Source organism: Qaidamihabitans albus (assembly GCF_016464705.1).
In the GTDB taxonomy this organism is placed as follows: Bacteria; Actinomycetota; Actinomycetes; order Mycobacteriales; family Pseudonocardiaceae; genus Qaidamihabitans; species Qaidamihabitans albus.
On the sequence record NZ_JAEHOB010000006.1, the window covers coordinates 80,331 to 92,840 of the forward strand.

Genomic DNA, 12,510 nt, shown 5'->3' on the forward strand with positions numbered 1-12,510 from the left:
CCCGTTTTCGCCTAGACTCGACCCGATGCTCAGACTTCGCTGGTGGCTCGGCGCGATCGCGCTCCTGGGCGTCGTCGTCCTCGTGGGGGTCTTCGTCTTCGTCGGGGACGACGCCCCCGGACCGATCGAGCGCCCTGGCCCACCCGGCGACGGGCCGCTGACGGTCGTCTCCCTCGGCGACAGCACGCTCTCCGGCGAGGGAGCGGGCGACTACACCGCCGAGACGAACGGCCTCGAGGGCAACTGGTGCCATCGTTCCCCGCACGCGGCGGTGCACCAGATCCAGCTGCCCGGGGTGACCGAGTCGGTCAACTTCGCGTGCTCCGGTGCCCCGTCCGGTCAGGTCGGTCTCGGTGACGTGAAGCAGTGGACGGAACCGTCGCAGGCGCGCCGGCTCGGCGAGCTGACCAGGACCAACCGGGTGGCCGCGGTCGTCGTTGCCGTCGGCGCGAACGACGACCCGCACTTCTCCCGCCTGATCTCGGAGTGCTTCACGTCGTGGTTCATGTCCGAGAACGCGCCGTGCAGCGACCGGATCAAGAATGACTGGCAGGCCCGGATCGACGCGATGGTGCCCAAGGTGACCAACGCACTGCGGGACATCCGGAAGGTGCTGGGTGAGCGGGGATACGACCGCGAGGACTACGAGCTGGTGCTGCAGTCCTACGCCGCGCCGATCGGGCCGAACATCCCGGAGAGCCTGCGCAACCTCAACGGCTGCCCGTTTCGTATGCAGGATCTGCGCTGGGTGAACGAAAAGGGTGTCACGTCGTTGGCCGCGGGCCTGCGCACGGCCGCCAGTGCGGCCGGTGCCCGCTTCCTCGATCTGTCCCGCGCCGGCACGGGGCACGAGGCCTGCAGCGGGGGCGCCGATCCGACGTCGGAGTGGTTCACGCGGTTCACCGTCGAGTGGGACTACTTGCGCCTCGTCGACCGCGCCAGCCACGCACTCCAGGAGTCCTTCCATCCGAACGCTTCCGGGCACGCACAACTCGCCCGCTGCCTCAGCGAGTTCCTGGCCGGCAACGACGGGTCGGCTGCGTGCCTGGAGGGCGACGACGGCAACCTGCACGCGGCACGGTCGATCGCCGCCGAATGAGCTCGGTGCTCGCCGGTCAGAGGTCGAGTGCGGCGCGCAGGGCGCTGTCGATCTGCTCCTGCACGTCGGCGTCGATCTCGGCGACCCGCTCGTCCAGCCACGGCCGGTACAGCCGGGTGAGGTTCAGCGTCGAGACCCAGTAGCGGCCGTCGACGGCGACCCCGAGGATGTCGCCAGGGTCGGAGTCCAGGAGTTCGGCGCCGAGCAGCCACGGCCGCTCCGACTCGTTGACGCCGTCGGAGGACAGCAGTACCGAACGGGCCCGGTCGGGATGCGTGGGCGGGTGGTAGGTCCAGACCTCACCCCTGCGCACGCAACTCCTCCAGTGCGGCGGCGACCTCCTGCTCGTCGGCACGGGCGGCCGCCTCGGCGGACGGGCCACCCGGCGCGCGGTAGCCGGTCCGCACGGCCTCCCGGCGGGCGGCCTTGGACAACCACGACGACACCGACACGCCGTGGGCCTTGGCGGCTCGCTCCGCGAACTCGAGTGCGCCCGCGTCCAGCGACAGGGTGACCTTACGAGTTGCCATACCTTTTATCGTACCTTTTGCCGGGTATCTGTCACAGCGTCGGCGACCGGCCCTCGAACGGCGTCGACAGGACCACGGTCGTGCGGGTCGAGACCTTGGCGACCTCCCTGATCCGGCGCAGCAGGTCCTCCAACCCGAGCGGCGAGCCCACCCGGACGAGCAGGATGTAGGACTCGTCCCCGGCGACGGAGTAGCAGGACTCGATCTCGCTGATGTGTTCCAGCCGCTGCGGATAGTCGTCCGGGGCGGCTGGGTCGTTCGGCGTGAGCGAGATCAGCGCCGTCAGCGGCAGGCCGATCTGCTCTCCGTCCAGGCGAGCCGTGTAGCCCCGGATGACGCCGCGCTGCTCCAGCCTGCGGACCCGCTGGTGCACGGCGGAGACCGAAAGCCCCACTCGCTCCGCGAGGTCGGTGAAGCTGCGCCTGCCGTCCGCGGCCAGTTCGCGCACGATCGCCTGATCCAGCGGTTCGAGCACGCCGTTGCTCATGATTCCAGCACGGCGAGCTCGTGCGGCCGGTTGTTGAGCGGTTCCACACCGTCCATGGTTACCACGACGATGTCCTCGATCCGCGCACCCCAGCGGCCGGGCTGGTAGATCCCCGGCTCGACGCTGAACGCCATGCCCGGTTCGAGCGGCAGGTCGTTGCCGCCCACGACGTAGGGTTCCTCGTGCACATCGAGGCCGATGCCGTGGCCGGTGCGGTGGATGAAGTAGTCGCCGAAGCCGGCGTCGGCGATGATCTCGCGGGCCGCGGCGTCGATGTGCGCGGCGCTCACCCCGGGGCGGACGGCGGCCACCGCGGCACCTTGCGCCCGCAGCAGCACGTCGTAGGTCCCGGCCACGTCGGGGTCCCGCGGCTCCCCGACGGCGTAGGTGCGCGTGCAGTCCGAGTTGTAGCCCTCGGCGATGGGGCCGCCGATGTCCACCACGACGACGTCACCCCGCTCGATGACGCGGTCGGAGAGGTCGTGGTGCGGGCTGGCGCCGTTCGCGGCGGAACCCACGATCACGAATGCTGCCTCCGTGTGCCCCTCTTCGACGATCGCGGCCGCGATGTCGGCGCCGACCTCCGCCTCGGTGCGGCCGGGCCGGAGCCAGTCGCCCATCCGCGCGTGCACCCGGTCGATGGCCTCTCCGGCCTTGCGCAGCGCGGCGATCTCGGCGGCGTCCTTGCGCATCCGCAGCTCGCGCAGCACCGGTCCGGCCAGGACCTGCTCCGCTTCGCCGAGCGCCGCGCGCAGCGCCAGCACGTGCAGCGCGACCATCGTGTCGCTGACCGCCACCCGGCCGGGCGTGCCGAGCCGGTCGGCGACCAGCCGGTAGGGGTCGTCACCATCGACCCAGGTGATCAGGTCGAGCCCGAGCTCGTCGGTGGGCACGTCCGCGTAGCCGGGCGCCTCGAGCCTGGGCACGACCAGGGCGGGCGCCGTATCCCCGGCGGGCACGACGAGCGTGCTGAGCCGCTCGAAGGAGCCGCCCGCCTGGCCGATGAGGTACCGCAGGTCCGCCCCTGGCGCCACGAGCAGTGCGTCGGTACCGGCGTTGGCCGCCGCTCTGCGGACCCGGTCGAGGCGGGCACGCAGGGTGGCGGCATCAGGGACATGCGAGGAGCGACGCGACATGCCCCGAGCCTAGAGGGTGTCGGCGAGTGAGGTGATCCGGCCGGAACTCGGCGCGTCTCGCCGCGGAACCGGGCACGGAACGCGGATATCCGGACACGGCGCGCGGACGCGTGTGCATGGCGCGCGGACACGCCGGGTCACGCCAGCGGCGGGAGCGGGCAGTGGAGTACGGCGCAGACGGTACGCAGCAGCTCGCTTTCGGCCACCGTCATCACCTGGTCGTGGCCGATCACCTGCACCATGCCCTCCACGACACGCTCCTTCGCGGGGCCGTCGAGCCCGTCGAGTGCGGGCCAGCAGGCGTCGAGTGCGGCCGGTCCCTGCGCCGGTGGCTGGAACGGGATGCCCGAGCGGGGCAGCACGTGGTCGAGACCCGCCTGGTAGGCCGCCGCCGCGCTCGCGGCGTCGTGATGCCCGGCCCTGGCGAGGACGGCGAAGAGGGTGGCGACGGCGGGCCCGCTGCGGGCGAGCGTGGTCCGCCGCTCGCCCCACGGCGCCGCGTGGTGCATCGACTCGTGCAGCTCCCGGTGCAGCAGCGTCGAAAGGCAGTACTCGAAGACGCTGAGCCGCCCGTCGGCCCGGATCAGGGCCGTGATGGTGCCCAGCAGGCCGGTCAGCTCGTCGTGCGGGCGCTGCCGCAGCGTGGAGGACGCGAGCTCCGCCAGCGGCAGCCGCAGCGCGGGGTCGAGCCCGTCGAGCTCGCCGGCCTCCCTGGCGACGGCGTCGGCGAGGGCGTTCCCGTGCCGCTCGGCGAGGAGCCGGCGCTGCCGGCTTCGTACCTCGGGATGGCCCGACAGCAGCAGGCCGAACACCAGCGGCACCACCGTGTCACCTCGCCGGGCGCGGGCGCGGATCGGCTCGGGAATGCTACGCAGGAGCCCTTCGGCGAGCTGGTAGGAGCTCGCCGAAGGGTCGCCGACCTGTGCGGCCACGGCGCCGGGCCGCGCCCGCAGCCGCTCGGGCGGGGGCTGGGCCGCCGGGGGCGCGAGCCCCAGTGCGGCGTCCTCCTGCCGGCCGGACGGCGGTTCGGCCGCCCACTGCCGGGAGAGCCGGTCCAGCTCGGCCGGATCGAACGTCGGGTCGAGCACCTGGATGCGCTTGGCCAGCGGCGGGTGGGTGGCGAACATGGACGAGAAGTTCATCCCCTCGCCGAAAAGCATGTGGCTGACGTCCTCGGCCTTGCCGCTGCGCAGCTTCGAGCCCTCCCGCAGCCCGCCGATCTTCATCAACGCGCCCGCGATGCCCTCGGTCTGCCGGGTGAACTGCACCGCGGAGGCGTCGGCGAGGTACTCGCGCTGGCGGGACACGGCGGCCTTGATGAGCCGTCCCGCGAACACGCCGATGTAGCCGGCGATCAGCGCCGCGAGCGCGACGAGCAGCAACGGGCCGGCGTTGTTCCGGCGGCTGCCACCGCGACCGCCGCCCGCCAGCATGATCCGGCCGACCACGGCCAGGCCGAGGATGCCGAACAGCACACCCATCAGCCGGATGTTCAGCCGCATGTCGCCGTTGATGACATGGCTGAACTCGTGCGCGATGACGCCCTGCAACTCGTCCCGGTTGAGCCGTTCGAGCGTGCCGCGGGTCACGGCCACCGCCGCGTCGCCGGGTGTCCAGCCCGCCGCGAAGGCATTGATACCGGGTTCGTTCGGCAGCAGGTAGAGCTCTGGCACCGGCATGCCGGAGGCGATCGCCACCTCCTCGACCACGTTGCGCAGCCTTCGCAGCTCGGGGTCGGTGGTGTCCTCGGGGACGTAGACGCCACCGACGCTGCGCGCGACCTTGCCTCCGCCGCCCCGGCGCAGCAGCAGCATCCGGATCCACGAGGCGAGCCCGATGAGCACGATCGCGATCCCGCTGACAATCGCGAGCACGGTGAGTGCGGACTCGACGGGCCGGTTGCCGAGACCGAAGCCGATCCACACCGCGGCGTCGACGACGGCGACGATGCCGATCACCGCGAGCGCGAAGAGCCACACGAGCCGGCTCGACATCCGCCGCACCTCGTGCTGGCGCTCGAAGAAGTTCATGGAGCTGGGTCCCTGGGTCCGCGCTAGCCGAAGGAGACCGGCGGGACCTCACGCTTCTCGGGCGTGTCGACCTCGAGCAGCGCGGCGGAGTCGAATCCGAACATGCCGGCGAGCAGGTTCGTCGGGAAGGTCTCGCGTTTGTTGTTGTACGCCATGACCGAGTCGTTGAAGTGCTGGCGCGCGAAGGCGACCCGGTTCTCGGTCGAGGTCAGCTCCTCGGAGAGCTGCATCATGTTCTGGTTCGCCTTGAGATCCGGGTAGGACTCGGAGAGCGCGAAGAGCCTGCCCAGCGTCTCGGAGAGCATGTTCTCGGCCCCGGAGAGCTTCTGCATGGCCTCCGGGTCGCCCGGGTTGTCCCGGGCCTGCTCCTGCGCGCTGACGGCACCGGTGCGGGCGGCGACCACGGACTCGAGCGTCTCCCGCTCGTGCTTGAGGTAGCCCTTGGCGGTCTCCACCAGGTTCGGGATCAGGTCGTGCCGCCTGGTGAGCTGGACGTCGATCTGCGCGAACGCGTTCTTGTACGCGTTGCGGCGGCGGACCAGTCCGTTGTAGCCGATGATCGCCACGATGGCGACCACGAGCACCACCACGACGACCACGATGATCGTGATGATCGTTCCCACTTTCACCTCTCCCGTTGCGGACGAGGTCAGCATAGGTGACACGGGCACGCCGCGTGCGGTTTCGTGGCACCCTGTGCGGGTGACTGCTCCCCTCGCCCTGCTCGACGCCGCGAGCCTGTACTTCCGCTCGTTCTACGCGCTGCCGGAGTCGATGACCGCACCCGACGGCACCCCGGTCAACGCGGTGCGCGGCTTCGCCGACACGGTGGCCCGGATCCTCACCGACCGCAGGCCCGCGCGACTGGTCGCCTGCCTGGATGCGGACTGGCGGCCGCAGTTCCGGGTGGATCTGTTGCCGAGCTACAAGGCGCACCGGGTGGCCGAGATCGCCGACGCGGCCCCCGACGTCGAGGAGGTGCCCGACACGCTGAGCCCGCAGGTGCCGATCATCCTGGAACTGCTGGAGGCGGTCGGCCTGGCGACGGGCGAGGCCGCGGGATTCGAGGCCGACGACGTGATCGGCACCCTGGTCGCGAGGGAGACCGCGGACCCGGTCGAGGTGATCACCGGCGACCGGGACCTGTTCCAGCTGGTCCGCACCGAACCGGCCCCGGTTTCGGTGATCTACGTCGGCAAGGGGTGGGCCAAGGCGGAAGTGCTGGGGCCGGCCGAGATCGCGGCGAGGTACGGGGTGCCGGTCGACGGCGCCGGCCCGGCCTATGCCGACATGGCCGCACTGCGCGGCGATCCGTCCGACGGGCTGCCCGGCGTCGCGGGCATCGGCGACAAGACCGCCGCCAAGCTGATCACCCAGTTCGGCTCGCTGGACGCGCTGTTGAAGGCGGCGCGGGCGGAGAGCCCGGACGTGCCGGTGAAGACCAGGGCGCGGCTGGCGGAAGCCGCCGAGTACCTCGCGGTGGCGCCCACGGTCGTGCGGGTGGCCCCCGACGCCCCGGTCGTGCTCTCCCGCGACGACCGGGTGCCCGGCGCACCCGCCGATCCGGACCGGGTCGCCGAGCTGGAGCGGCGCTGGAACCTCGGCGGGTCGGTCAAGCGGCTGCTCGCCGCCCTGGAACCGGCACCGCGGTGAAAACCACCCTCACCGCCCCGGAGGACGGTTGCGCCGGTTCGCGGCGGTCCAGCCGTGGTCCTCGTTGAGCCAGCTGCCGAAACGTGCGGCCCGGTGGTCACGGCGCGTTTCCCGCACGTCCGCGGCGATGGCGCCGGAGCGGCGGAACCGGTGTCCCCGCCTGCGGGCGCGGAGATCGAAGGCCAGTGCGGGCAGCAGAACGAACACCACAATCCCGGCCAGAACCCAGAGCACGGGGTTCATCGCCGACCACCCCCGGAGCCCGGACAGCTACTTCGGCTCGGGTGCGCCCACCTCGTAGTGTCCGTCGTCGCTGTTGACCGTGATGGTGACAGTGTGCCAGTCGCCGGAGATCGTGACATCGCAGTCGAACGTGTTTCCCGCCCTGACCTCCTGGTGGGCGGGGCAGCTCACGCTCTGGACGTCCTCGACCTCATAGCTGCCGGTGAGCAGGTCGCGGACGTCGTCCTGCATCTTGTCGGCGTCGAAGACCTTGGTCACCGGGACGGTGGTCGTCGTGCTCGCCGACTCTCCCGCCAGGTCGGTCGTGGTCACCGTGGCCGGGGAGCTCGCCGTGGTGCTGGTGGACGTCTCCGTGCCCTCCGTGCCCGGATCGCCGCCGTTGCAGGCCCCGATCAGCAGCAGACCAGCACACGACACCACCCACAGCACTGCGCGTACCCGCAAGACCGGACACCCCGAGAAGTTGATCGTTTCACAAGTCAGAAGAAGGTACCGCACCACGGCGCGGTGCGTGCACCGAACAGCCTATCGGCGGCGGCCACGGCCGCCGGAGCGGTGGTGCTGACCCGGCCGACCTCGGCCAGCGCCGAGGGCCGCCACGCTCCGAGGTAGATCATGGCCAGCGCGTCCACCCCGAGTCGCAGCTGCGCCGGCTCATCGGTGCGGGTGACCTCGTCCGGGCTCACCAGGTATCGGCCGGAGTTCCGTTCCAGGACCGGGTCGAGCACCTCGACCACGAGCGCGTCACCGGCCCGTTCGCGGGTGGCCAGCGCGGCAGGCACGTCGACCAGCCGCAGCCAGGTCTCGTCTCCGGCACCGGTCACCCGGCAGGCGCGCGGATCGGTGAACAGCAGCTCCACCGGCTCGTCCACGGGGCGTGCCATGCCCTCGATCTCCTGGACGAGGTCGACACCGAGCAGGAAGCGCCACAGGCCCGCGAACGCGTCCGCGTTGCCTGCGTGGAAATCGATCACGCGCAGCATGCCCGGCGTCGCGCTCGTCCTCGCGACGCGGTAGAGCACGAATCCGTCGGCACCTCGCGGACCGTGGTGCACGGCGGTGACGAGCGGTTCGTCGCCCTGGCGCAGGCTGGGCTCGGCGTCGTACCACCAGAACCGGGGCCGCGTCATCATGCCCGCGCGCCGGTTCAGGCTCGCGTAGATCGCGGGCAGCCGCTCGAGCGCGGTATCGAGATCGAGCAGCTCCACCTCCCCGCCCGCCGGGACCTCCGGCCGCAGCCGCGCGAGGCGCCGGTCGACGGCGTAGCGGCGGGCGATGGTGGCCACGCCGTAGCCGAACCGTCCGTAGATGGCGCCCTCGCTGGCGTGCAGGTTCGCCGCGACCACCCCACGCTCGGCGAAGTCCGCGAACTGGGCGCGCATCAGATCGGTGAGCACGCCGCGGCGCGTGCGGTCGGCACGTACGCCGACCCTGGTCACCGCCGCGAGCGGCACCGCCGCGCCGCCGGGCACGGTCAGTTCGGCGTCGATCGACTGTGCGGTACCGATGAGCCGGTCGTCGAACACGCCGAACGTGCGCCCAGGCTGGTATCCACGGCTCGCGCGGGCCCAGTCCTCGTCGCCTCCCGGCGGCACGTGCAGGGCCGCGCGAAACAGCGTGTGGGCTTCGCGAAGTTCGGCATCGTCACGCAGCACCCGGATCGTGTGGTCACTCATGGTGCCGATACTCGCGTGGCCATCGCCCGCACGCCACCGGGTTACTGCTTCGGCTGCGGCTGGCTGACCTCGTAGTGCCCGTCCGAGTTCTTGACCGTGATGGTGACCGCCTGCTGCTCCCCGCCGACGGTGACGTCGCACTGGAACGTGTTGCCCTCGGTGACCTCCTGGTCGGTGGGGCAGGTGACGCTCTCCACGTTCTCCACGCCGTAGCTGTTGGTCAGCAGTCCCTGGACGTCACTCTGCATCTGCTCGTTGTCGAAGACCTTGGTCACCAGCAGCCCTGGCCACAGGAACAGCACCACCGCGGCGATCACGATGACCACAACGGCCGAGCCGAGGCCGATCCAGAGGCCCTTGCCGGACTTCTGCTGGGGTTGCTGTCCCGGCGGCGGGCCGGGCAGGCCGCCCTGCTGCCCGTAGTCGTACTGCCCTTGCGGGGGCTGCCCCGGCGGCGGGTAGCCGGGGTGCTGACCGTAGCCAGGCTGCGGTTGCCCGTACGGTCCCTGCTGCCCGTACTGCGGCTGGTCGTAGCCGGGAGGCTGGCCGTAGGGCTGCTGCTGACCGTAGCCGGGCTGCTGCCCGTATCCCGGTTGCTGACCATAGCCCGGCTGCTGCCCGTATCCCGGTTGCTGGCCGTACTGAGGCTGTTGCCCGTACCCACCCTGGTTCGGGAAGCCACCGGACGGGGGACCCGAAGGCGGCTGCTGCCCCCACTGTTGGGGATCGTTGCCTCCGTACGGCGTGCTCATCGTCTCGCCTCCGCCACTCCACGTTCGCGTTCACTGCACAGCGTCGTGCGCGATCCAACCACAGCGACCCGTGCAATACACATAAAGGTCGGGTGCCGATCAGGTCTCGCCGACCGCGACCACACCCCTGCGCAGCGCCCGCACGGCCTTCGCCGCGGTGCCGCCCACCGGATTGTCCTTGCCGAGTACGTCCCTGATCTGGTCGAGCAGGTCGATCACCTGCCTGGACCAGCGCACGAAGTCGCCCGCCGAAAGCTCCTGGCCGTTCGCCTCAGCGGTGGTGAGCACCTTCTCCAGCGACTCGCCGCGCGCCCAGCGATACACCGGCCAGGCGAACCCGGCGTCGGGCTCCCTCGTGCGCTCCAGCCGGTGCCGCCGCTCGTCGTCGGCGAGGTCGGTCCAGAGCCGTACGGTCTCCTGCCACGCTCCGGGTACGCCACCCGAGGGCAGCCGTGGCTCCGCCGCCGAGTCCCTGCGTGTCTCGTACACCAGCGTCGACACCACGGCGGCGAGCTCGGGCGGGGTGAGCCCGTGCCAGACGTTGTGCCGGATGCACTCCGCGGCCAACAGGTCCGACTCGCTGTAGAGCCTGGCCAGCCTCTGTCCGTGCTCGGTGATCCGGTCAGCGGCCTCGGCGCCGGTGCCGAGGTAACCGCGCTCGGCGAGCAGGGCGTGGATGCGGTCGAACGAGCGCGCGAGCGAGTGCGTCGTGGCGGCGACCTTGCGTTCGAGCTGCGCGGTCTCGGCGGAAAGCCGCTGGTGGCGTTCGACCCACCGCAGGTTGGCCTCCCGTTCGGCGAGCCCGTGAGCCGGATGCGCGCGCTGTGCCCGGCGCAGCGCGGCGAGCTCACCGTCCTCGTTCGCTCCGGAACGTCGCCGCTCCCGCTTGGGCCTGGCGATTCCGGTGTTCCGCAACGACGAGGCGATGTCCCTGCGGGTCTTCGGGGAACGCAGCTCCACGTGCTTGGGCAGCTTGACGCGGCCGAGGCGCTCGACCGGGGACGGGAAGTCGGACACCGACAGCGGTCCGGACCAGCGGTCCTCGGTGACCACGACCGGCCGGGGTTCGCGCACCGGGTCGAGGCCGGGATCGACCACCACTGCCAGGCCCGCGCGGCGCCCGGCAGGCACGGAGATCACGTCGCCCTTGCGCAGCTCCTCCAGCGACTCGGCGGTCTCCGCCCGCCGCGCGGCCGAGTTCTGCTTGGCGAGCACCTTCTCCCGCTCCGAGATCTTCTTGCGCAGCTCGACGTAGGAGAGCATCTCGTCGAAGTCGCCGGTCACCGCCTCGGCGTAGCCCTCAAGCGCCTCCTTGTTGCGCTCGATGCGGCGAGCCAGGCCGACCACGGAGCGGTCGGCCTGGAACTGCGCGAACGACTGCTCGAGCAGCTCCCGGGCCTCCTGGGCGCCGACTTGCGCGACGAGGTTGACGGCCATGTTGTAGCCGGGCCGGAACGACGAGCGCAGCGGGTAGGTACGGGTCGAGGCCAGCCCGGCGACCTGCTTGGGATCCACCCCCGGCTGCCAGACCACGACGGCGTGCCCCTCGACGTCGATGCCTCGTCGCCCGGCACGGCCGGTGAGCTGCGTGTACTCCCCCGGCGTGAGGTCGACGTGGGCCTCGCCGTTGTACTTCACCAGCCGTTCCAGCACGACGGTGCGGGCGGGCATGTTGATGCCGAGCGCGAGGGTCTCGGTGGCGAAGACGACCTTGACCAGGCCGCGGACGAACAGCTCCTCGACGGTCTCCTTGAACGCGGGCAGGAGGCCGGCGTGGTGGGCCGCGATGCCCTGCTCCAGTCCTTCCCGCCACTCCCAGTAGCCGAGCACGCCGAGGTCGCTCTCGGGCAGGTCCGCGGTGTGCTCGTGGACGATCCGGCGGACCTCGGCGATCTCCTCGGGACCGTTGAGCCGCAGCCCGGAGCGCACGCACTGGCCGACGGCGGCGTCGCAGCCCGCGCGGGAGAAGATGAACACGATCGCGGGCAGCAGCCCGGCGGAGTCCAGCCGCTCGACGACGTCGACGCGCGAGGGCGGACGGAACCGCGGCTTACGGGGCGGCTCGCCGCGCCGTCCGCGCGGGCCGCGCAGCCCCGCCGGGGCGTGCATGCGGCCCACCTCCTCGACCCGGCGCAGCAACGTCGGGTTGATCTTGGCCTCGTGCTCGTGCTCCCCGGCGAACAGGTCGAGCAACCGGTTGTTGACGAACATGTGCTGCCAGAGCGGGACGGGCCGGTGCTCGTCGACGACCACGGTCGTGTCACCGCGCACGGCGATCAGCCACTCGCCGAACTCCTCGGCGTTGCTGACCGTCGCGGACAGTCCGACCACGCGGACGTACTCGGGCAGGTGCAGGATCACCTCTTCCCACACCGCGCCGCGGAAGCGGTCGGCGAGGTAGTGGATCTCGTCCATCACCACGTAGGCGAGGTCGTTGATCGTCGAGGAGCCCGCGTAGAGCATGTTGCGCAGGACCTCGGTGGTCATGACGACGATCTGCGCGTTGCCGTTGATCGACGTGTCACCGGTGAGCAGCCCGACCGCGTCCGCGCCGTAGCGGGCGGTCAGGTCGTGGAACTTCTGGTTCGACAGGGCCTTGATCGGGGTGGTGTAGAAACACTTGCGGCCCTCGGCGAGCGCCAGGTGCACCGCGAACTCGCCGACGACGGTCTTGCCCGCGCCGGTCGGGGCGCACACCAGCACACCGTGCCCGTCCTCCAGTGCCTCGCAGCCGCGCAGCTGGAAGTCGTCGAACTCGAAGGACACCTCCCCCTCGAAACGGGACAGCTGCGGGTACCTACCGCGCCGCTGTGCGGCCGCGTAGGCCTCTGCCGGTGGTCGAGAGAGCGATGAGGCCACGACATCAGGGTTCCATACGCCGCCCACGGTCCGCATGCGGCGGGT

At 71.2% G+C, this 12,510-nt stretch carries 13 protein-coding genes; 2 read left to right on the top strand and 11 right to left on the bottom strand.

From position 1 onward, the window contains the following. Positions 1 to 25 precede the first annotated feature (25 nt). Positions 26 to 1,099, top strand: coding sequence for a GDSL-type esterase/lipase family protein (locus JAP66_RS13850; RefSeq protein ID WP_199432128.1), 1,074 nt, complete (start codon positions 26 to 28; stop codon positions 1,097 to 1,099). Between the two features lie 16 nt (positions 1,100 to 1,115). Here the strand turns inward: JAP66_RS13850 and JAP66_RS13855 are convergent, their stop codons facing one another. The 6 genes from JAP66_RS13855 to JAP66_RS13880 form a co-directional block, all read right to left on the bottom strand. Continuing rightward, a complete protein-coding gene (locus tag JAP66_RS13855; RefSeq protein WP_199432129.1) occupies positions 1,116 to 1,412 on the bottom strand; it encodes a hypothetical protein in 297 nt (98 codons plus the stop codon). Beyond that, on the bottom strand, positions 1,399 to 1,629 hold the full coding sequence (locus JAP66_RS13860) for a hypothetical protein (protein ID WP_199432130.1): 231 nt from the start codon (positions 1,627 to 1,629) through the stop codon (positions 1,399 to 1,401). The genes JAP66_RS13855 and JAP66_RS13860 overlap by 14 nt, the downstream gene beginning before the upstream one ends. Positions 1,630 to 1,660: 31 nt before the next feature. After that, positions 1,661 to 2,116, bottom strand: coding sequence for an Lrp/AsnC family transcriptional regulator (locus JAP66_RS13865; RefSeq protein WP_199432131.1), 456 nt, complete (start codon positions 2,114 to 2,116; stop codon positions 1,661 to 1,663). Further along, a complete protein-coding gene (locus tag JAP66_RS13870) occupies positions 2,113 to 3,252 on the bottom strand; it encodes a M24 family metallopeptidase (protein WP_199432132.1) in 1,140 nt (379 codons plus the stop codon). The genes JAP66_RS13865 and JAP66_RS13870 overlap by 4 nt, the downstream gene beginning before the upstream one ends. 137 nt (positions 3,253 to 3,389) lie before the next feature. Next, positions 3,390 to 5,282 (bottom strand): M48 family metallopeptidase, encoded by a 1,893-nt coding sequence (locus tag JAP66_RS13875; protein ID WP_199432133.1) that lies wholly within the window; start codon positions 5,280 to 5,282, stop codon positions 3,390 to 3,392. Between the two features lie 23 nt (positions 5,283 to 5,305). After that, positions 5,306 to 5,905: a LemA family protein gene (locus tag JAP66_RS13880; protein WP_307849556.1), complete on the bottom strand. Its 600-nt coding sequence runs from the start codon at positions 5,903 to 5,905 to the stop codon at positions 5,306 to 5,308. Positions 5,906 to 5,984: 79 nt separating this feature from the next. On the opposite strand from JAP66_RS13880, the gene JAP66_RS13885 reads away from it, so the two are divergent. Then, positions 5,985 to 6,935, top strand: a complete 951-nt coding sequence (locus JAP66_RS13885; RefSeq protein WP_199432135.1) for a 5'-3' exonuclease — start codon at positions 5,985 to 5,987, stop codon at positions 6,933 to 6,935. 9 nt (positions 6,936 to 6,944) lie between these two features. Here JAP66_RS13885 and JAP66_RS13890 read toward each other — a convergent pair whose 3' ends face one another. The 5 genes from JAP66_RS13890 to JAP66_RS13910 form a co-directional block, all read right to left on the bottom strand. Continuing rightward, positions 6,945 to 7,178: a hypothetical protein gene (locus tag JAP66_RS13890; RefSeq protein ID WP_199432136.1), complete on the bottom strand. Its 234-nt coding sequence runs from the start codon at positions 7,176 to 7,178 to the stop codon at positions 6,945 to 6,947. Positions 7,179 to 7,205: 27 nt separating this feature from the next. Then, positions 7,206 to 7,622, bottom strand: coding sequence for a DUF4333 domain-containing protein (locus JAP66_RS13895; protein WP_199432137.1), 417 nt, complete (start codon positions 7,620 to 7,622; stop codon positions 7,206 to 7,208). A gap of 35 nt (positions 7,623 to 7,657) precedes the next feature. After that, positions 7,658 to 8,854 carry a GNAT family N-acetyltransferase gene (locus tag JAP66_RS13900; protein ID WP_199432138.1) on the bottom strand — a complete coding sequence of 399 codons (1,197 nt, stop codon included), beginning with the start codon at positions 8,852 to 8,854 and terminating at the stop codon, positions 7,658 to 7,660. 41 nt (positions 8,855 to 8,895) lie between these two features. After that, positions 8,896 to 9,606, bottom strand: coding sequence for a DUF4333 domain-containing protein (locus JAP66_RS13905; protein WP_199432139.1), 711 nt, complete (start codon positions 9,604 to 9,606; stop codon positions 8,896 to 8,898). Between the two features lie 99 nt (positions 9,607 to 9,705). Then, positions 9,706 to 12,465, bottom strand: a complete 2,760-nt coding sequence (locus JAP66_RS13910; RefSeq protein ID WP_199432140.1) for a DEAD/DEAH box helicase — start codon at positions 12,463 to 12,465, stop codon at positions 9,706 to 9,708. Positions 12,466 to 12,510 lie beyond the last annotated feature (45 nt).